This is a genomic window from Ensifer sp. KUDG1 (genome assembly GCF_050434285.1).
In the GTDB taxonomy this organism is placed as follows: Bacteria; Pseudomonadota; Alphaproteobacteria; order Rhizobiales; family Rhizobiaceae; genus Ensifer.
In genome coordinates this window covers 159,208-177,156 of sequence record NZ_JBNDIG010000005.1, presented here as the reverse complement: position 1 = coordinate 177,156, position 17,949 = coordinate 159,208, and the positions used below count along the sequence as shown (strand labels likewise).

Genomic DNA, 17,949 nt, shown 5'->3' with positions numbered 1-17,949 from the left:
ATCAGCCCCCGTTCAGCGGAGAGAGTTGAGCGAGACGGCGTTGTTTGATCGAAACGGCGGCTTCGATCATGTCGGCGTGACCGTTGCTTTCGAGCACGGCTGGCGCGTCGAAGTCGGTCCAGATCTCCTCGACCTCCACTTCGTCCTTCGCACCGGCAAGGCCGGTCTCGATCTGCTCCAGGAAATCGCCGAGGGCGAATTCGGATTCGGTCTGCTCGGTGACCGGAGCAGCTTCGACCGTCTCAACGGCCTTGGCTGGCGGGGCAGGAGGAGCCGGCGGCTTCGGCGGCAAAGCCGGCTTCTCGGGCGTGATATCCCGCATCGTCTCGACTTCGTCGATCTCGCGGACCTCGAACTCATCGCGGATGCCGCCGAGCACGTCTCCGAACAGTTCGCGCAGGCAGTAGCCGGCGGCGCGCCACGCCAACATACGTTGAGGGAAGCGATACCACGGGCTATCGTTCGGCTTCTGCTCGTTCTTCTTGTCCCACTTGTTCCACTTGGTGACGATGGCCTCGGTCTGCCAAAGGCCGGCACGCTCCGCGTCTACCTGTGAGAACTCGACCCGCTTGTCTTCTCCGGTATCGAGACGCTTGGCCTCGCAGTAGCCGACCATCTTGCCATTGCGCTCGTCGCAGCCGGTGCGAAGGTACGCGACCTTGCCCGACATGCGGACGACGTTGATCAGGCCGTCGCCATAGAGGGCCGGTTTGCCGTTGATGACAGTGAAGCTGCGAAGGCTCACCATCGGCTTCAGGCCGAGCTCGGCGCCCGACATGATGGCGACCGCGACGGCGGCCGCCGCATCATCGCCGGTGAGCTTGCCGACCAGCGCCGACGGCGCCAATCCGGAAGCGACGACGGCGCGCGCGACCCGCAACGTCTCCTCGAAGGTTTGGGGGACGATAGCCATGACCTGGCCGCCGGCCGTGAGGGCTGGGATATGGGCGTTCATGCGCCTTCTCCTTCGACAGCTTCCGGCTCGACGACGCGAACGATCTTCTTCTGCGCCAGTTCGGATTCCGGCTTGATCGCCATGACCTCGACGGTGGTTTCACCGCGGGCCGTCTCGACGACGACCTTGTCGCCGACGTTCACGGTGAGCCCTTCGGGAATGAAGTAATCGTAGGTCTTTTCGTCCTTCTGCCACTTGAACTTCACGGCAGCGACGGCGAGCGAGATTGTGGTTGCGTCGGTCATCAGGCAGCCCTTTGCTCTTCGAAGCGCTCAACACCGTCGAGCTCGACGCCGGCGCGGATTGCGCGATTGGCGAGCGTCTCGACGAGCGCTTTCATTTCGGGATGGTTGCTCAAGGCCTTGATGGCCTTGTCGTAGTCGACGATGCGAGCCGAGACGAAGGTCCGGAGCGAGACGCGGGCGCCAGTGCGGCCAGCCTGCGCCTTCTGGGCCTGAGCCGCCTGTTCCTGCTGGTTGGCTTCATGCTGCAGGCGTTCTGCCTCGGCCTGCGCGGCGGTGTCGCTCACGTCGGCCTGGGCGGCGAGCGCTTCTGCCTCGCGGCGCTTGCGTTCGGCTTCGTCGCGTTCGCGCTGCTGGCGCTCGTATTCGAGGCGCTGCTGCTCCTGCAGGAACGGTGTGACGTGCGCCTTCAGCTTCTTTGCGAGCGTGTCCGGATCTTCCTTGAGCCCGCGCCACTTGTTGTCGACGTTGCGGCCGGCGTCGAGGTGCGGCTGCTTCTCGACCTTGTGCAAGTCGGTGGCCCGGTTCTTGATCGCGGTAAGGCGCTTCGCCCAAATCGCGGCCTTGTCGGCCTGATCCTGCGTTTTCACCGGCGTCTTCATGAACGCCTCGGCCTGCTCTTTCTCGGACAGGAATTCGAGGTTCAACGCTTCGAACGGATCGGTCGGCAGGTTGTGGCCAGCGGCCGGGGCGGGCGGCTCGTCGTCCCAGCCAGCGCCCTCGATAGCCTTCTGATAGGCTTCGTAGCTGACCGGGTGCGTGCGGCAGAAGTTCCAAGCGTCGCCAGCGTCGACCATTCGCTCGCCGCGCATCGCCAGCCAAGAGCCGGCCTCGTCGAGCCAGATAGCCACTGGTTCCCACTGGCCGCCCTTGAAGCGCGTGCGGTAATAGCCCTGTTCAGGCTGGCCTTCGTGCATCGGGCCGACGTTGCCCGCCAGCGCGTTCTGCCACCAAGTCCAAATGCTTGTTTCTGCGGTCATGTTAGACGGTCCTCTCGGCTACGATTTTGCGGTGGATCTCCTCGGTGTTCGCAAAGCCGATCGCCATGAAGGCGAGGATGGCGGCGAGGAGGATGATGAAGGTGGCGACGCCGTAAGTGGCGCGGTTGAACTCGGCGAGCCCGTCCAGGTCGATGTGGCGGGCCGGCGGCAGGCTGCATCGTCCGCACTCGCAGTACCGGGCTGCCGGGTCGCACGCGTATTGGATAGGGCGGGTCATTGGACACCCGCCGCCAGCTTTGCGACGATGCGATCAGCCGAGTAGATTGCATTCGTGGTCAGCTTGCGCTGCCAAGCGCTGTTGCGCGGCGACCAGTTCCAGCCGGAGCCCTTGAGGTTCGCGATCGTGTCGCTGTCGGGCTTCCCTTCGAAGAGGATCTGCACGCGGTCCAGATCGAAGTTCTGGACGATCTCGACGCCGCCGATGTTCTTGCTTTCCGAGCCGGTCTTGGCGTTGGGGTCGACGACGGGAGCCGGGGCGCCAACGGCCTTGATGGCCTTCAGTGCCGACTTAAGCGCGCGGTCTTGCCAAGCGTAGAATTCCTTCGCTCGGTTCTCGTAGGCGTTCCAGATTTTCTCCTGGCGCCGGACAGGGAAGTTCGCGGGGCCGGTGATCATCGTCGATATCATGCGGCTACGGGACGACCACAAAGCAGAGAGGCGCTTGATATACCCTTCGCGGTAACGTTCGGCCTGCGCCACCGCCTCACTCATGCGAGCTTCGGTGTCAGCGTCGGCGACCAGCTTGTCGTTGAAGCTCTGGATAGACGCGACGTAGTCGGCGACTTCGCTTTCGCCGCGGCGATCAGGAGTATGGCTGGTGCCGGCGTGGGCACGAGTTGCCAGTTCAAGGCTGACGTCGGATGCAAGAGGCGCCCTCATCACAGGCCCGCTCCGATGACAGGCGCGAATTCGCGACGGGCGAGGCTGGCGCGGTTGTCGTATTCAGGCTGGTCGATGAACGACCCTTCGGAGAAACCGGAGGCGCGCAGGATCGCGCAGGCATCTAGGATGGCCCGGTTGTAGGCCTCGTCTTCTGCGGAGAACGATCCGCCACCAAGGGCTTCAATCTCGCGGTACAGTTCGTGCAGCTTCACGCGGCGGGGCTTGAAGGACATTACGCGGCCTCCTTCTCGATCGAGGGCGTTGCGGTGAAATCGGGGAAAGCAGAGAGGCGCTGGTGCGTCTCGACCGAGCAACCACGGCATTCGGGGTTTGTGGCCAACTCTTCGTAGGCCTCGTCTTCGTCCCAGAACTCGACTGCATCGGCGTCGTCGTAAGAGAAGAAGCCGTCGATCGTCAGGAGCCGGCCAACCTCGTCTTGGATGCTGTATCGGGTGACCATCGCCATTTGCTTCGTTCCTCTCGTCAGCGCCTTGCTGATGAAAGAAGTATGCGATAATCGCACAGTTGCCGTCAATATGGATTGTGCGAAAAAAGCACGATTTGTGCTATCGGCTTGAATTAACAGTCCGAAAAATTCGACTCGACTCGGTTCATTCGTTCTGCTTCGATGAGAACATAAGGAGAACAAAAATGGGTCTAGCGGTTACGAAATCGAACGTCCCCTTCACGCTGCATATCCGGTGCGTGAATTGTTACCGGGAGAGCGTGAAATGCATCGAGGTGCCGGTCGTCGACGATGCGCCGCTGGATACGGATGAACTGATGGAGAGCGCCTATCTCGATGGCGTTCGATATCGCTGCGGCAGCTGCGAAGGGCTTGCCGGCCAAATCTTCGGGATCAGTGGAGGTATGCGATGATCGAGAGAGAAGTCACCGAGTTTGTCATTGTCCCGCCCTACGCGGAACGTCACCTCGTCGAAGCCGCTAAGGAGCGGATGAAGCACTATCTGGAAAACCGATTCCCCGGATACACCTTCCGCATTGCGCAGTTCGCGCCCGTCGGTGACGAGGGCGATTTCTGCGTCGTGCCGATGATGGGTTACGTCGGGGATGACGGCAAGAGCCGCCTATGCGACGAGCCAAAACGCTGGCTCGTTGCTGATATCCACCAGGCATGCCGGGAATTCGACCTGCGGGGCAGGCGGCACTGCGCCGCCTAGAACCCCGGCATTTCGTTGACGATCCGGCGTACCAGGGCGATCACCTCGACCTTTACGCCGTCGTCAGCCTCGAAGTTCCGGTGCACGACAATAGGTTTGTGCTTCGGATTGGTGGACCGAGGGTGAAACTCTGTCCGGTCGGCGTAGATCTCTATCTGCTTCACTGACCATTCCCGGAAGTGGCCGGAATCGCGGGTGCGCTCGACGACCACTACCATGCCGTCGCGCAGCACGACCTGGCCCGCGACATCCTCATAGGCAACGCACACCGCGCAGTCTCCCGCCAGTATCGGCCGAGGCTTCAGGTCATTCATCGAGTCTCCCGAGACGTCAAAGCCGATCTGTCGCGCGTTCGGAAACCGATCGTCGCGCGGCAGTGTCAGCGTTCGCGGCTCCGACTGGTCGAAGTCATCGACCTCACGGAAAGCGCCCGCTTCGACCGTGCCAATGATCGGGATGACGGACAGGGCGCCATTGTAAGGCGTGAGCTCGGAACTCGGCGCAGCCTCGCCAAAGTACGTGGCTGCCAAAGCGACCTCGTGAGACTTCAGCCCACGCTTCCCACTGACGATCTTATTGACCGCCGACGGATGCACGCCGAGCACCTTCGCCAGCCCAGTTTGAGACATGCCGGGCTTTTCGAGATTCTCGATAACCCACTTTTTGTAAGGATCTTCAAGCATATGGCATTTTCGCACAGTGAAAATGCGCGGTCGTGTGCGAAGATCGCATAAAACTCTTGACGGCATGTGTGCGATTATCGCATAGTGACCGCATGCAAACGAACGCGACCACTCCCACACTTGAACCGGCTGCGACGATCATTGATCGGTTTGGCGGCCCCGATGCTGTCCAGCAGATCACGGGCGCCAGCAGGACCCGCGTGTATCGGTGGACGCAACCCAAATCGAAAGGCGGTACCGGGGGAATGATCCCGACGCCGCACGCTCTGAAGCTCATTGCCCACGCAAAGGAAGCTGGTTTGCCGATCACGGCAGAACACTTCCTGCCGACCGCGGAGCCGGCCCAATGAGCGCCGAAGGTCAGATCAAAGCATTCATCGACCGCATCCTGCGCCTCAAGCAAGAGCAGGACGTTATCGGCGACGACATCCGCGACATCTACGCGGAAGCCAAAGGCATGGGCTTCGACAAGACTGCCATGGGCAACGTCGTTGCTCATCTGCGAAAGGTCGCGAAGAAAGGTTCCGAGACGGTCGCCGAGCAGGGCGCCATCTTCGACATCTATCTCGCTGCTTACGACGGTCATGCGCCTGCGCCCGCCCGCGTACGAGAAAACATTGAGAAATTTGACCCGCTGACGGGCGAGTTCCTCGACGAAACCCAAGAGAGGCCCTCGAACAACGATGAGGCATGCCCAGAGGCAGGTCCGCAAGCCGAAGCCTCTCCCGCCGGGACTGGGACCGGGACGCTTGCGGATCGTGAGGGCCGCCGCGACGGGGAGGCGGCTTCGGTCGACCTCCCCACCAAATCCGAGATCCCCAGCGACCAGCGCGAGACCGACCGTGAGGCGGCGGCAACTGGCGTCGGCGCCAACGAAGGAGGAGACGATGTAGAGAGCAGCGCGGAGCGCGCAGGTCTCGAAGGAGGCCCCGTCAACCTTGAACCCACTGGCCCGGTGGCAGAATGGGCACCGAATTCGCCTGAAGAGGCACCGAAATTCCCCACGAACCCCGAAGAGGAAGCTGAGGCCAAAGGCGCGGCAACTGATGACGCGGAGGATCGGGGCGAAGGCGATAAAGACCGTCAGCGGTCGCCCGAGCCCGGAACGACTGACGGGCGCCGGCAGGGCGGCGTAGAGCATCTGACCTCGGTCGATGTCCCTGCACCTTCTTTCCTCACCAAGCCGCCATCTCCGCTCCGGCCCAATTGCCAGCGTCCAGAGATGTGCGCGGGCGTAGGAAGAACTCATTGCCACTCCTGCACCAAGGCGATGCGCGAGCACGAGGAGTTCGCATGAACCTCCACGCCGTCGAGCACCAACACGACATCGAGACGAGCAGGGCAGAGGTCTACGCGGTTGAGATCGCGACCGGTGTCCAGCTTCCTGAAGAGCAATTCGACAGAGCCGTCATGCTCGACGTCGAGCGCCGGCCACCACGCACGAATTTCACCAGAAGGAGCGCACGATGATTGCCGTTCAGATCTTGTTCGCCGCGACATTGGTTCTCGCCTTTCCGCTTCTGGCTGGTGTGGCTTGGTTCGCTGAGGCGCAGTTCCGGCGCGAGGCGGCTCTGAAGAATTTCAACGCCATGACAGACGACGAAATAGCGACGGCGGTCCTGTCCGACCTCCGCCGCGGCGTCATCCTGGATTGATCGCGGGTTCCTCCCTCCTTGACCGCGATCAGCTCCGGTCCCGGCCTTTCTCCTCCCGGTCGGGACCGGACACCCTCAACCGGATCCGCTTGTTCGAGAGCCTCATCACGACGGCATTCACGGCGGATCCCAATGAAATGGCCGACGGCGACAGGGGATCGCCGTCGGCGGCAGAGGCGGGGTGCGGCGCCCGGGTTCCTCTGCGGAAAGGAATGAGATTTTCGACCTCCGAATGAGCGCCGACCGTTGGCGCGGTCAGGCTCTCTTCGGACTGGTCAGTAAGGTTTCTGCTCATCTGCAGTGTCTCCTAAGCAAAGACACTGTGTCATAGGCGGGAACCGAAAACATGGAAAAGAAATCCAGAATTCTGGACGAGACGAAGCAGGGAAAATGCAAGCACATGAGCGACGTTGCGACTGCAAATTACCTCATTAGATCGATCGGCGGCGGTGGCCGGATCAGCGATATGTTTTTCGAGGCTGCGGCAATCCTCCGAAAACTCTTCCCGCACAAGGGCGAACCCAAGAAGCAATGGACGGAACGCCGTCTCAAAGCTTGGTGGAACAACGAAACCGACGTCGTTCGCCACTGGCAGATGATGGAACTCTACGCGGCTGCTGAAGCCGCGAAGGAAGAACGAGCACTGCTGCGAGCAGCAAAGAGGGACCATGCCGATTTCATCGAAAAAACCGCCCGTATTCGTGCGTTGGCTCAGCTTGAAGCAACGGCTGATCATCGCTGAGAAGCTGCGCGGCCTCGGCTCGTCTCTCGCGGAATGGATTTGCCCGGAGTTGAAGGAAGGGGACGCTTAGATGGTCGCCTACTACAACGAAATCGATCCGGCCGCGGCTCATATCCTGCGCGCGCTCATCGATGAGAACGTCATCGCGCCTGGCATCGTCGACACCCGATCAATCAAGGATGTTCAGCCGAATGACCTCATTGGTTTCACGCAATGCCATTTCTTCGCTGGCGGCGGTCTCTGGTCCGTTGCAGCTCGACTTGCTGGATGGCCTGATAACGAACCCCTCTGGACCGGAAGTTGCCCCTGTCAGCCGTTCTCGGCGGCCGGAAAAGGCACAGGAACAGATGATCCAAGGCATCTGTGGCCGGACTTTTATCGCCTCATCCGTGCCAGACGGCCCGCTGTCGTCATGGGAGAGCAGGTTGCGGGAGCGGCTGGCTACGGTTGGTTCGACGGAGTCCGCTCTGATTTGGAGGGCGAAAGATACGCCAGCCGGTCGGTCGATTTCCCGGCTTGCAGTGTCGACGCGCCACATCAACGGAATAGGCAGTACTGGGTCGCAATGGCCGACGATGAAGGCGGCGAATGCGGGTCCGGACTTCGCGAAGACGGAGAGAAGCAAAACGGGAATGTCTCTCCAGACAGTGATCGCGCTTGCCCAGCATGCGCCGGCCGCGGCCGTCTCGGACCATTCTTCCCCGGAGGTATCTCAACAATCTGCGGAAACTGCAACGTGGTCGACGCCGCGGGCATCCGACGGTGCGAAGGGCAGCCCCAACCAGAAATTTTCGGCGGGCGGACAGCCGCTCCCGGCGCAGATGCATCAGGCGTCACCCTGGGTGACGCCTTCGGCGAGGGATTGGAAGGACAGTCCTGGCATGGCGACAAGCTCGGGCGATCGGAACCGTATCGATCAATTACCGCGGCAGATGGCGCAGGAACCTCAATCGACGTGGCCCGCGATCACGGCTTCCAACGGCGGGAGCAACATGAACTCTCCGGCGACCGCGGAGCGCGGACACGGGAAGAACATCGTGGGGGTGATGGTCGAAACGGCACTCACTGGTCTGATGCAGAATGGATCATCTGCCACGACGGAAAAGCGCGGCGCGCCAAACCCGGTCTTCGCCTTCTGGCTCATGGGGTTCCCGGACGAGTGGATCTCTGGCGCGTTGGCGGCAATGCAATCGTACCGGAAGCCGCGGCGGAAGTGATCGCATCTTTCATCGATGTCTATGGCCTGCCGAGTGATTGGAGGGCTGCAGCATGAGCGATCCCGCCGAGATGATCCAATGGCTCGATCGCCGCATCGCCAGCGCCATGACCTGGCTCAAAGACCACGGCCACGGCTCCAAGAAGCCCCGCCCCGAAAACGAGATCAGCACCAAACTCTACGATGTCGCGAGGTTCGAAGAGATCAAAGCGGCATACCTTAAAGCGCTCGCGAAGAGGGATGCAGCATGACGGCGAGATCAAATCATTGTTCCATCGAGAACTGCCGTCAGCCAAAAAAAGCAAAGGGCCTTTGCAGCAAGCACTACCAGCGCCTTGCAAAGTATGGCGACCCTTTGGCTCTCAAGTCCAGCGGCAAGGGCGAACCGGAAGAGTATTTTCGGAACGTGGTTCTCACCTATGACGGTGATGCCTGCCTGACATGGCCGTACGGTGTGAGCCAGTACGGGTATGCAATCATTGGCAAGGAGGCAAAGGACCACGTCGGCTCTTGCTTCGTCTCTCGGTTGGTGTGCGAGGCAGCCAATGGGCCTCCACCGACGTCTGAGCATCAGGCTGCACACTCGTGCGGCAACGGCCATCTCGCCTGCGTAGCCAAGAAACATCTGTCTTGGAAAACGCCCAAAGACAACAGCGCCGACCGGGTGCTGCACGGCACTCTCGCGTTGGGCGAGAAGAACGGAAGGGCCAAGCTCACTGAGGCGCAAGTCTCAGAAATCCTGTCCCTTCGCGGGAAACAGCCGCGGAAAGAAATAGCCGCTAGGTTCGGTGTCACACCTCGGACGATCTCGGACATCCACTCAGGTCGCAACTGGAAGGCCGCGTACCTGAAGGCGCTTGAGCGGCGAAATCAGGAAGGGGCGGCGGCATGACCCACGAAACCCGATCTATCCTCGACGGACGCTGCACCATCCATGTCGGCGACTGCCTTGCTGTCCTCGCGAAGCTCCCTTCCGACAGTGTCGATTGCGTCGTCACGTCACCACCCTATTGGGGACTTCGCGACTATGGCACGGCGAAATGGGAAGGTGGCGACCCTGATTGCGACCACCGTTCGCCGACCATGCGCGAAGGGCGCAACGAGGAACGATCAACGCTTGCCGGCAGCGCGGCGACGAACAGCTATCAGCTTCGCCTCTCGCACCGGTCCGCTTGCGGTAAGTGCGGCGCGGTGAAGGTTGATCACCAGATCGGTCTTGAGCCGACGCTCGCCGAACACATCGAGGTCATGGTCCGTGTGTTCGAAGAAGTGCGGCGGGTCCTGAAGCCGACCGGCACTTGCTGGGTCAACTATGGCGATTGCTATGCGACCACGCCGAACGGCAAGTCTGCCGCCGAATACAAGGCGGATGGCCTCGACGACCGCACGTTCCGCGATAAGCCGTTCTCGACAATCGGGGGGACGATCAAGGCCAAAGACTTATGCATGATCCCGAACCGTCTCGCCATCGCGTTGCAGGACGCTGGCTGGTGGGTTCGATCCGAGATCGTTTGGGGTAAGACCAACCCCATGCCGGACAGTTCCGGCGCCTACCGCCCGTCGACATCGCACGAGAAGATTTTTCTCCTCACCAAAAGCGAGGACGCGGACGTATGGCGCGCTCGTGATACCGGAGAGGTTTCGTTCTACCCAGCCTTGGAAGAACGCTGCCCGCTAGTCACCGACCCGTCACGCATGGCCGCGCGCTGGATGCGGATGGGAGCATACTATGACGCGGAGGCAGTGCGCAAAGCTCCGGCCGATGCGACCGTTGTTCGGCTATCGCAGAACATCGATGCTCAGGTGGGGAGTGCACGCGCTAACGGTGGAACACGCGCCGATCGGCCCATGAAGGCCGTGCGTGGAAGAGCTACGCACGGGAGGCACACCCTTGGTGAGACAATCCCGGTGTCAGAACGGCGCGAAAAGGTCCGCGCTTCCGACGTTGCATCCCCACGCCATGCTGGTCACATTAACCACACCGGCATCGAGAACACTCCTCGCGGCGAGGGGCGTTACCTGCGCAACTACGAGCCTGCGCCTCTGACCGTTTGGGAAATGGCAACGCAGGCGTTTTCAGAAGCTCATTTCGCGACCTTCCCTCCCGAGCTTGCCGAACGCTGCATCATTGCCGGTTGCCCGAAGGGGGGCGTCGTCCTTGATCCGTTCGGCGGCGCAGGGACCACCGCGCTCGTAGCTCTTCGCCACGGCCGCGCTGCGCAGCTGATCGAGCTCAATCCCGAGTATGCCGACATCACCTGCCGGCGATTGGAATCCGAATGGAAGGTGAAGCGCCGGCAGACGATTGTCGATCACGGACCGCTGTTCGCAGGAGGTGTCGCATGACGACCTTCCTCGACGCCTACGCCCGTTTCGGTCCCGATTCCATCGCCATCTCCGCTGCCTTGGACATCAAGGAGCATGAGGCCGACCGGCTCATCAGCGCTCGGCTGAATGCCGATTACGCGGAGCGCCTGCACGCGCGCCGGATCAACAAGATCGGCTACGCCGGCAGAGAGCCATTCCAAGCAGCGGAGTGGGCGAAATGAGCATGCCACGCCACAAAGCCAAGCGTGATGCAGCCGAGCCGGCGATAGTCGCCGTTCTCGAGCGCGTCGGCTTCAGCGTCTACCGCCTCGACCAGCCGGTTGACCTGCTCTGCGGCTTCCGCGGCAGAAACTACCTCGTCGAGGTCAAGACCGGCACCAAGGGATACGGCAAGGGCCTGAACGCCAACCAGCAGACCTTTGCCGACGACTGGCGCGGGTCTCCGGTTTTCACGCTGCACAGCGTCGAGGACGCCGTTTCCTTCTCCCAAGCCATAGCAAGAGGTGACCACCGTTGAGCAACGTCATCGTTCTAAACGACCACATCAACAAGGCGTGGGAGGCCTATACGGCAGCCCAGCAACTGGCCGCGACCACTGGCAATATCGAGGACGGCATTGCCGCCGGCCGTGCTTGGCGCCGTTGGCTGTCGCTCTTCATGAACGAGGAGCAGAAAGAGTTCGTAGGTTTCGAAAGGGCGTCTGCATGAACGCGCCTGTCTTCGATGCCAAGGGATACGTTGCTGACATCGAGCAAAACGTTCTTGGCTCGCTGATGTACGGCGGCGAGAGCCAAGAGACCCTTGCCACGCTTCAGGACTACCATTTCGTCGAGAAGTTCCACCAGGAGATCTACCGCGCGATCCGGGCGGCATACGAGCGCTATAACTTGTGCAATCCCGCACTCGTCCGAAAGCTTCTGCCAGAGGACCAGGTCACGGTTTTTGAGAAGGCCAACGACAAGAAGGTCGGTGCCTACCTCGCTCGCCTGACAGCCACGGCCACCGCCGGCGCAGCGGCCTCGCCAGAGAACGCCCGCAAGATCATTGAGCAATGGGCGCGGCTCGCGCTCGCCAACGAGGCAGGGCGCGTCTATGCCGCGGCCAACGATCCGATGGCCGATGTGCGCATCATCGCTCATGAGGCGGCGAGGGCGATCGACGACATCATGGCTGAGGTCCGCTCGGGACCGTCGCGGAAGACGCGTGTCACGATCGCCAACGCTGCGATGCGCGCCGTATCCTCTGCCGCCGAGGCAAAGCAGAACGGTACGGGCATCACCGGCATCACATGGGGCCTCGTCGACCTCAATCGCATGACCGGCGGTATTCAGCGCCGAGACCTGACGTTGATCGGCGCTAGGCCGTCGATGGGCAAGACAACGATTGCCTTATCCGTTGCCATCGCTGCAGCCAAGGCTGGCGCTTGTTGCGGCCTTGTCTCGCTCGAAATGGATGCCGAGAAGGTCGCCGCCCGCGCGATTTCGGACGTGCTTTATGACTGGGGCAAATCGGTCCCGTACAGCGACATCATCCGTGGCGACGTCACCGACGAGCAGCTTGACCTAATCGTTGGCGCTCAGGAGCGGTTCAACCAGTTGCCGTTGATCATCGACGACCAGTCAGGGCAGACCGTCACCGACATCCGCACCCGCGCCGAACGCATGCTTGAGGACAGCCGGAAGACCGGCAACCCGATGTCCGTCCTCTTCGTGGATCATTTGGGCCTTATCCGCCCGTCGTCGCGCTACAGCGGCAATCGGGTGAATGAGATTGCCGAGATCACCTCAGGCTTAAAGTCGCTCGCCAGAGAGCTCGATATCGCCGTGGTGCTGCTGTCGCAGCTTAATCGAGCGGTCGAGAGCAGAGAGGACAAGCGTCCGTTGCTCTCCGACCTTCGCGATTCCGGCGCGATCGAGCAGGATGCCGACATGATCGCGTTCCTGTTCCGTGAGGCCTATTACCTCGAACGCGAGCAGGGCGGCTCCTATGAGGAGCAGGTCGCGCGTGAAGATCGCCTGGACGCCTGCCGAAACAAACTCGAATTCAACGTGGCCAAGCAGCGCAACGGGTCTCTCGGCACGGTGAACCTGTTCGCCGACATGGCTTACTCAGCAGTCAGGAATGGAGCCCGCACATGAGCGAACTACCTTGGGTCAGGTTCTTTCCTTCGGACTGGCTCGGCGGCACGCGCGGCATGAGCGCTGTCGAGACCGGCATCTATATTACGCTCGTTGCCACCATGTACGAGCGCCGGGAGCCAATTCCTGAAGATCACGCCCGCTTGGCTCGCCTTTGTGGGGCTTCCAACTCCGCCTTCAAGCGGGCTCTCGATACGCTCGTCGACGAGGGAAAAATCACTCGCGTCGAGGGCGGGCTTTGGAACGATCGCGTCGAAAAAGAGCAAGTCTACCTCTCAGAAAAGTCAGAGGTAGCCCGACGCGCTGGAAAAATGTCAGCGGAAAAAAGGAAGCAAAATCAACAGCCGATTTCAACAGACGTTCAACGACCGTTCAACGGGCGTTCAACCAAGCCAGAAGCCAGAAGCCAGAAGCCAGAAGCTACGCTTAGCAGCGTAGCCCCTGCGCAGCCGGATTTTGACGTGATCCAGAGCAGACTCATCGATGCAGCTGGACACAGCGGCATCCATCCTCATGGCGCATTCATCGTGGGCCCGATCGTCGAGTTGATTGCCTCTGGCGTTGATCTCGAAACGGACATTCTGCCGGTGATCAGGTCGGCTGTCGCCCGTCGAACGCGGCCGGTCGGTTCATGGTCGTACTTCGTCCCAGCGATCCGGGAGGCCTACGAGCGTCGTATCGCCGCCGGCAAGGGGTTGGTGCAAGCCCCACAGTTGGCGACTGCCGACGAGGACTGGGCTCGCCGCCTGCGCTTCGCCAGAACCAAGCGCATGTGGAGCGTCGCCGAACTCGGACCAGCGCCGGGACAGCCAGGCTGCCGTGTTCCAGCCCATTTGCTCGAACCGACAGACGGGCAGGGCTGGACCGACATGTCCGAAGGCGGGAGGGCTGCACATGCTGCGTAAGCTGCGCCCACGCCCCGACGCCAACGACCACGTCATCGCCTTCCGCGTCCACCAGCTGCGCGCACTAGGCCACCTGACGCCGACCGATTACGTGCGGCTTCGGAGCCTCGAACTCCGGATCCCGTCAAAGGTCATGCTCGGGCCGACGCAGCGCCGGACCATCACCAGACATCGCCACCGCATCATGTGGGAGTTGCGTCAGCAGAGGCGCATGTCGCTGCACGCCATCGCCCGCGTCTTCTCGCGGGACCACACGACCGTCGCTTACGCCTTGAACAAGATCGACATGGAGAACGCCCGATGAACGACACCATCAACAAGCAAACGTCCTGGTACGCGGTGCGCGCGGTCCCTGGCTCTCAGCGCATGGCAACCGTGCTTGAGCCGGCGAACGACGAGACCGAGGCCGACAAGAAGGCCCGCGACCGTCGCAAGGGCGAAAGCATCCTAGAGCGCAATCTCCGCAATGAGGGCATCGACGTCTACATGCCGTCGTTCTGGGACATCACCCAGCACCAGCGGACCAACAAGATGATCGAGCGCCGGTTCCCGCTCCTCGTGGGCTACGCCTTCGTCAACATCGAGCAGAGCGACTTCGAGCGTGTCCGCAACATCGATGGCGTTTTGTCGTTCGTCCGGCCGTCATTCGATCGGGGCCCGATCGTCTTCCGCGACACCGACATCGGGAGCCTCATGTTCGCTGATTTCCAGCAGCGGCAGCAGTGGGAGCGACAGCGCGAAGAACGGCTCACCCTGTCTCACGCACACCGCCGGAACACGCTCAACAAGCGCCTCGGTCTGATCTTCCCGAAGGGCCGTCGCAAGAAGGTCCCACTGCGAATGCTGGCCGAAGCGGCGATCGACGAACTCGCCCCCGCCAGCCGTCAACATGTTTTGTCGATCCTCAACGAATTGAGGGCCATGGATGAAGAAATGGACGCTTGCCGAGCAAGCTCAAGCCATTTATATTCGGCGGCGTGATTTGGGTGTACTGTCGGACCTTGCATCTGCAACGGGAATACTCGACGGCCCAGCCGGGAGCCTTCCGCCTCCTGCCCAAAGGAAAAATGCATCCAAAATTCAGGCCGCCTCCGGGCGGCTTTTCGATTCCCATTGCCCGGAAGCGCTGCTGGAAAATGCAGATAGACCCCGGCTGGGCAAGAGCGACCACCCAATGACCGCTGTCTATGCGCAGGGTGGTCGCCTTCAATTAGAGATCGGGCGAGCAACTAGGCTGCTACCTCCCTCGTAACGGAGGGAAGGGCCTTTAGCGTAAGCGGGGCTCATGGTTGCTCCCCGAGCAGATCAGGAAGACGGACAAGGCTTAGGCCCGTGAGGAGGGCCTGCTGGTGGGAGATGATGCGTTCATACGCGTCGATCGCCTAACCACTGGCGGGCGTTCCAAGCCGGAGTGGGAAGCGAGTGGTCTCCTGACAGTCGGTTAAGGGTGGCTGTAAAGTCCTCGTGAGAGCCTCGCCCGCAAGGGTCCGACTAGGGCAAAGATCAGGAAGAAGCGGCTACGGCGAGGCTTAAGCCAGCGGTCCGTAACAGCAAAAATCGCCGGGAGCCTCGCTTTCTCCCTTCCTGACACAGTTACAGCGCCAGAGAGCCCCGCACCGGTTTGTCACCCGGTTGCGGGGTTTTCGTTGGAGGTGACCATGAAGCTCGACATCTCCAAAGGGTGGATCCTGAAGCGAGCGGCCCTCGAAGACGGTCACGACGTCCATGCCTGCAACTGCATTGGTCCGCAGAACGGTCAGCCGGTCTGTCCTTGCCGCATGCGCGGCGTCGAGATCGAGAATGGACGCTACATCGAGCGCCGCGATCTGGGTCCGGTCGGCAAATGAAGCCGGTAGATCAGACCAAGTTCGCCGGCGAGGGTGCTGGCGGTAACTGCGTCCAGGCTTCGTTGGCGTCGATCCTTGATCTTCCCCTCGATGCCGTCCCGCACTTCCTCGAAATAGCGGATCAGCCAAGCCATTGGGAACTGGCCTTTATGGATTGGCTGGAAGAGCGCGGCGTCGGATACATCCGGCGTGAAGGGGAGTGGATCTTCGACGGTTACTATCTCGCCTCCGGTCCTTCTCCACGCGGCGTCAGCCACATGGTGGTCTACCACGACGGCGAGCTAGCGCATGACCCGCACCCGTCGCGGGCTGGCATCCTGAATGTCGCAAGAACATGGGTTTTGACCCCACTCGACCCGGCAAGCATCCGCCTGACAGAAATGCCTAAACCTCAAGTCTACCGAAAGGAAACCGCATGAGCCGCCATTTCTTCGCATACTCGTACAGCCGCCTGTTCGTGATCGCCGACATGGTCGCCGCGGTCGCGATCGTCGTCGCTTCCCTCGCGCTCGCCGTCGTTCGCTATGGCGCCGGCATCACCTGGCATTCCCTGCAGAGCCTCTGCCTCGCCGCCTATCGCGTCGTCGGCTCTCTCAAGCCGGTCTACCGCGAGAGCTACGATACCCACGGCCTCAGTCTCGATGCCGGTCGAATGCGACCCTAATCCCGCATGCCTGAATAGGGAGCCGGACCACTGGCCCGGTTCCCCCGATGTCTCAACTTGTGCCCTCAGGAGAGGGTAGAGGTTGGCGCATCAGCGCCCATCACCGTCGTTAGTTAGCGCCGCTATCAGCCTTTGTTTGTTGACGAACTCGATAAAAGCCTTTTTCTGTTCGGCGCCCGCGTAAAACTGAAAACTGCTGTGGTCCGACGCGAGCCGCATCAAATCCACGCAAGTGGCTGGTGATTTCAGCTTGAACAGGTTGTGGTAGAAGACCGTGTAAGCAACGAGGGCGTCATCCCACGGTATGTTCTGGGTGCTGCCCAGCGTGGCGTATAGGGGTTTCCGATGGTCCTCTGTATACATCGACATCCGCGCAGCAGCGGCCCCTCCACAGGTCGATAACGTCACGAATAGTCCCCGTTCGAGCCCCTCATTCAGCGGCGTCAGGATTGCCAAAAGGGATTCCCAATCAATCATCGTGCCGTCGGTAAGGCAGATGCCTTGATCATTGCCATGCATGCTGAGGTGTACGATCGGGATGCCGAGCCGCGCGATGGCCCGCCGCAAGGGCGAGTGTTCGTCGGATAGGTCGAAGGCTCTAACGAATTCTTCTTCGTTCACCGCCAGGAAGTACTCGTGGCGGGTGTCCGATAGCCTGAAGGTTTCGCAGAGAGAGCGACCCTCGGTACGCCCATCGGACAGATCGCGGGGGTTTGGCGACTCCACGATGTAGACAAAAGGCAAATTTTCTCGCGCCATTCCGAATCTCCGGTTTCCGTCTATTAGCAGGAAACGAAGAAAAGGGATCAGACGCAACTGGAACGTGGCCAGTACCTATATTTGCACCCTTGAATTTGCGCAGGCTGGGGATAACGGGGACGATGCGACCACAACCCCCAACCGAGATCTTCGAGGATTTCAGCGGATGCGCCTTCGTGGCCGCTCCCGAACTCGAAGCCTGGGCGCGCGAGACCTTCATTGATCCGGACAGCGACATGTTCAACCCGGATCACGCTCACCTCCTGCCGGCGTCGATCGGCATGCTGTGGACGACGGTGAGCAACGCGAAGAAGGGCCGCACCGTCATCGGTCAAGCCGAGATGGGGCAGCCTGCCGGCATGATGGGTAAATGGGCCCGGGCAAGAGCAGAGGCGCAGGTCCTCGGTTGGTTCGGCTCGGTCCCAGACTTCATCATCACGATCGATGCCAACTTCTGGGTATCGGCAAGCGATGCGCAGGCCTGCGCTCTGATCGAGCATGAGCTTTCACACTGCGCGCATGAGCTCGACGACTTCGGCGCCCCGAAGTTCCGCAAAAGCACAGGGCTGCCAGTCTACACGCTGCGCTCACATGACGTCGAAGCCTTCATCGGTGTAGCCGCTCGGTATGGTGCCGTAGAGGCAGGAGTGAGGGAATTGGTCGAGGCGCTGTCAAAGCCGCCGTTGATGACCGCAGACCTAATCGGCTGTGCTTGCGGGACCTGCCAGGCTCGCGCCGCCTGATCTTGATG

At 61.3% G+C, this 17,949-nt stretch carries 31 protein-coding genes; 21 read left to right on the top strand and 10 right to left on the bottom strand.

The window, feature by feature from the left end; all coding sequences use genetic code 11:
• Nucleotide 1 precedes the first annotated feature (1 nt).
• From M2267_RS15270 to M2267_RS15240, 7 genes are read right to left on the bottom strand one after another with little or no spacing between them, the layout of a single operon-like run.
• A complete protein-coding gene (locus M2267_RS15270) occupies nucleotides 2–955 on the bottom strand; it encodes a hypothetical protein (RefSeq protein ID WP_429115231.1) in 954 nt (317 codons plus the stop codon).
• Nucleotides 952–1,200, bottom strand: coding sequence for a hypothetical protein (locus tag M2267_RS15265; RefSeq protein ID WP_429115230.1), 249 nt, complete (start codon nucleotides 1,198–1,200; stop codon nucleotides 952–954). The genes M2267_RS15270 and M2267_RS15265 overlap by 4 nt, the downstream gene beginning before the upstream one ends.
• Nucleotides 1,200–2,177 (bottom strand): hypothetical protein, encoded by a 978-nt coding sequence (locus M2267_RS15260; RefSeq protein WP_429115229.1) that lies wholly within the window; start codon nucleotides 2,175–2,177, stop codon nucleotides 1,200–1,202. Before M2267_RS15260 ends, M2267_RS15265 begins: the two co-directional genes overlap by 1 nt.
• A 1-nt stretch (nucleotide 2,178) precedes the next feature.
• Nucleotides 2,179–2,415, bottom strand: coding sequence for a hypothetical protein (locus M2267_RS15255; RefSeq protein WP_429115228.1), 237 nt, complete (start codon nucleotides 2,413–2,415; stop codon nucleotides 2,179–2,181).
• Nucleotides 2,412–3,077, bottom strand: coding sequence for a hypothetical protein (locus tag M2267_RS15250; RefSeq protein ID WP_429115227.1), 666 nt, complete (start codon nucleotides 3,075–3,077; stop codon nucleotides 2,412–2,414). The genes M2267_RS15255 and M2267_RS15250 overlap by 4 nt, the downstream gene beginning before the upstream one ends.
• On the bottom strand, nucleotides 3,077–3,313 hold the full coding sequence (locus M2267_RS15245) for a hypothetical protein (protein WP_429115226.1): 237 nt from the start codon (nucleotides 3,311–3,313) through the stop codon (nucleotides 3,077–3,079). Before M2267_RS15245 ends, M2267_RS15250 begins: the two co-directional genes overlap by 1 nt.
• Nucleotides 3,313–3,546 carry a hypothetical protein gene (locus M2267_RS15240; protein ID WP_429115225.1) on the bottom strand — a complete coding sequence of 78 codons (234 nt, stop codon included), beginning with the start codon at nucleotides 3,544–3,546 and terminating at the stop codon, nucleotides 3,313–3,315. Before M2267_RS15240 ends, M2267_RS15245 begins: the two co-directional genes overlap by 1 nt.
• Before the next feature lie 185 nt (nucleotides 3,547–3,731).
• On the opposite strand from M2267_RS15240, the gene M2267_RS15235 reads away from it, so the two are divergent.
• Together M2267_RS15235 and M2267_RS15230 are read left to right on the top strand one after the other, a co-directional pair.
• A complete protein-coding gene (locus M2267_RS15235; protein WP_429115224.1) occupies nucleotides 3,732–3,959 on the top strand; it encodes a hypothetical protein in 228 nt (75 codons plus the stop codon).
• Nucleotides 3,956–4,261, top strand: coding sequence for a hypothetical protein (locus M2267_RS15230; protein ID WP_429115223.1), 306 nt, complete (start codon nucleotides 3,956–3,958; stop codon nucleotides 4,259–4,261). Before M2267_RS15235 ends, M2267_RS15230 begins: the two co-directional genes overlap by 4 nt.
• On the opposite strand, the gene M2267_RS15225 is transcribed toward M2267_RS15230, so the two are convergent.
• Nucleotides 4,258–4,944, bottom strand: coding sequence for a LexA family protein (locus tag M2267_RS15225; protein ID WP_429115222.1), 687 nt, complete (start codon nucleotides 4,942–4,944; stop codon nucleotides 4,258–4,260). The genes M2267_RS15230 and M2267_RS15225 overlap by 4 nt on opposite strands.
• A gap of 346 nt (nucleotides 4,945–5,290) precedes the next feature.
• Between M2267_RS15225 and M2267_RS15220 the strand changes: the two genes are divergently transcribed.
• Genes M2267_RS15220 through M2267_RS15210 form a run of 3 tightly spaced genes read left to right on the top strand, consistent with a single transcriptional unit; the run spans nucleotide 5,291 to nucleotide 6,599 of the window.
• Nucleotides 5,291–6,241, top strand: coding sequence for a DUF2312 domain-containing protein (locus M2267_RS15220; RefSeq protein ID WP_429115221.1), 951 nt, complete (start codon nucleotides 5,291–5,293; stop codon nucleotides 6,239–6,241).
• Complete coding sequence (locus M2267_RS15215; protein WP_429115220.1) at nucleotides 6,238–6,414, top strand: hypothetical protein; 177 nt, start codon at nucleotides 6,238–6,240, stop codon at nucleotides 6,412–6,414. Before M2267_RS15220 ends, M2267_RS15215 begins: the two co-directional genes overlap by 4 nt.
• The gene (locus tag M2267_RS15210) at nucleotides 6,411–6,599 is read left to right on the top strand and encodes a hypothetical protein (protein WP_429115219.1); all 189 of its coding nucleotides are present in this window, start codon (nucleotides 6,411–6,413) and stop codon (nucleotides 6,597–6,599) included. The genes M2267_RS15215 and M2267_RS15210 overlap by 4 nt, the downstream gene beginning before the upstream one ends.
• 28 nt (nucleotides 6,600–6,627) lie before the next feature.
• Here the strand turns inward: M2267_RS15210 and M2267_RS15205 are convergent, their stop codons facing one another.
• On the bottom strand, nucleotides 6,628–6,894 hold the full coding sequence (locus tag M2267_RS15205; protein ID WP_429115218.1) for a hypothetical protein: 267 nt from the start codon (nucleotides 6,892–6,894) through the stop codon (nucleotides 6,628–6,630).
• 51 nt (nucleotides 6,895–6,945) lie between these two features.
• On the opposite strand from M2267_RS15205, the gene M2267_RS15200 reads away from it, so the two are divergent.
• From M2267_RS15200 to M2267_RS15130, 15 genes are all read left to right on the top strand, one after another.
• Entirely contained in the window at nucleotides 6,946–7,341 is a 396-nt protein-coding gene (locus M2267_RS15200; RefSeq protein WP_429115217.1) for a hypothetical protein, read from the top strand.
• A 70-nt stretch (nucleotides 7,342–7,411) separates the two neighbouring features.
• Nucleotides 7,412–8,614 carry a DNA cytosine methyltransferase gene (locus M2267_RS15195; protein ID WP_429115216.1) on the top strand — a complete coding sequence of 401 codons (1,203 nt, stop codon included), beginning with the start codon at nucleotides 7,412–7,414 and terminating at the stop codon, nucleotides 8,612–8,614.
• Nucleotides 8,611–8,808, top strand: a complete 198-nt coding sequence (locus M2267_RS15190) for a hypothetical protein (RefSeq protein WP_429115215.1) — start codon at nucleotides 8,611–8,613, stop codon at nucleotides 8,806–8,808. Before M2267_RS15195 ends, M2267_RS15190 begins: the two co-directional genes overlap by 4 nt.
• On the top strand, nucleotides 8,805–9,449 hold the full coding sequence (locus tag M2267_RS15185; protein WP_429115214.1) for a hypothetical protein: 645 nt from the start codon (nucleotides 8,805–8,807) through the stop codon (nucleotides 9,447–9,449). Before M2267_RS15190 ends, M2267_RS15185 begins: the two co-directional genes overlap by 4 nt.
• Nucleotides 9,446–10,903 carry a DNA-methyltransferase gene (locus M2267_RS15180; protein WP_429115213.1) on the top strand — a complete coding sequence of 486 codons (1,458 nt, stop codon included), beginning with the start codon at nucleotides 9,446–9,448 and terminating at the stop codon, nucleotides 10,901–10,903. Before M2267_RS15185 ends, M2267_RS15180 begins: the two co-directional genes overlap by 4 nt.
• Nucleotides 10,900–11,106, top strand: a complete 207-nt coding sequence (locus tag M2267_RS15175; protein ID WP_429115212.1) for a hypothetical protein — start codon at nucleotides 10,900–10,902, stop codon at nucleotides 11,104–11,106. The genes M2267_RS15180 and M2267_RS15175 overlap by 4 nt, the downstream gene beginning before the upstream one ends.
• Nucleotides 11,103–11,402 carry a hypothetical protein gene (locus M2267_RS15170; protein WP_429115211.1) on the top strand — a complete coding sequence of 100 codons (300 nt, stop codon included), beginning with the start codon at nucleotides 11,103–11,105 and terminating at the stop codon, nucleotides 11,400–11,402. The genes M2267_RS15175 and M2267_RS15170 overlap by 4 nt, the downstream gene beginning before the upstream one ends.
• The gene (locus M2267_RS15165; protein WP_089043990.1) at nucleotides 11,399–11,593 is read left to right on the top strand and encodes a hypothetical protein; all 195 of its coding nucleotides are present in this window, start codon (nucleotides 11,399–11,401) and stop codon (nucleotides 11,591–11,593) included. Before M2267_RS15170 ends, M2267_RS15165 begins: the two co-directional genes overlap by 4 nt.
• Nucleotides 11,518–13,023 (top strand): replicative DNA helicase, encoded by a 1,506-nt coding sequence (locus M2267_RS15160; RefSeq protein WP_429115210.1) that lies wholly within the window; start codon nucleotides 11,518–11,520, stop codon nucleotides 13,021–13,023. Before M2267_RS15165 ends, M2267_RS15160 begins: the two co-directional genes overlap by 76 nt.
• Complete coding sequence (locus M2267_RS15155; protein WP_429115209.1) at nucleotides 13,020–13,928, top strand: YdaU family protein; 909 nt, start codon at nucleotides 13,020–13,022, stop codon at nucleotides 13,926–13,928. The genes M2267_RS15160 and M2267_RS15155 overlap by 4 nt, the downstream gene beginning before the upstream one ends.
• Entirely contained in the window at nucleotides 13,918–14,232 is a 315-nt protein-coding gene (locus M2267_RS15150) for a helix-turn-helix domain-containing protein (protein ID WP_429115208.1), read from the top strand. The genes M2267_RS15155 and M2267_RS15150 overlap by 11 nt, the downstream gene beginning before the upstream one ends.
• Nucleotides 14,229–14,909 (top strand): transcription termination/antitermination protein NusG, encoded by a 681-nt coding sequence (nusG, locus tag M2267_RS15145; RefSeq protein ID WP_429115207.1) that lies wholly within the window; start codon nucleotides 14,229–14,231, stop codon nucleotides 14,907–14,909. Before M2267_RS15150 ends, nusG begins: the two co-directional genes overlap by 4 nt.
• A gap of 677 nt (nucleotides 14,910–15,586) precedes the next feature.
• Complete coding sequence (locus M2267_RS15140) at nucleotides 15,587–15,775, top strand: hypothetical protein (RefSeq protein ID WP_429115206.1); 189 nt, start codon at nucleotides 15,587–15,589, stop codon at nucleotides 15,773–15,775.
• Nucleotides 15,772–16,194: a hypothetical protein gene (locus tag M2267_RS15135; protein ID WP_429115205.1), complete on the top strand. Its 423-nt coding sequence runs from the start codon at nucleotides 15,772–15,774 to the stop codon at nucleotides 16,192–16,194. The genes M2267_RS15140 and M2267_RS15135 overlap by 4 nt, the downstream gene beginning before the upstream one ends.
• Nucleotides 16,191–16,439, top strand: a complete 249-nt coding sequence (locus tag M2267_RS15130) for a hypothetical protein (RefSeq protein ID WP_429115204.1) — start codon at nucleotides 16,191–16,193, stop codon at nucleotides 16,437–16,439. Before M2267_RS15135 ends, M2267_RS15130 begins: the two co-directional genes overlap by 4 nt.
• 90 nt (nucleotides 16,440–16,529) lie before the next feature.
• Here M2267_RS15130 and M2267_RS15125 read toward each other — a convergent pair whose 3' ends face one another.
• Complete coding sequence (locus M2267_RS15125; protein WP_429115203.1) at nucleotides 16,530–17,198, bottom strand: hypothetical protein; 669 nt, start codon at nucleotides 17,196–17,198, stop codon at nucleotides 16,530–16,532.
• Between the two features lie 176 nt (nucleotides 17,199–17,374).
• Here M2267_RS15125 and M2267_RS15120 point away from each other — a divergent pair, with 176 nt between their 5' ends.
• Nucleotides 17,375–17,941 (top strand): putative metallopeptidase, encoded by a 567-nt coding sequence (locus M2267_RS15120; RefSeq protein WP_429115202.1) that lies wholly within the window; start codon nucleotides 17,375–17,377, stop codon nucleotides 17,939–17,941.
• Nucleotides 17,942–17,949 lie beyond the last annotated feature (8 nt).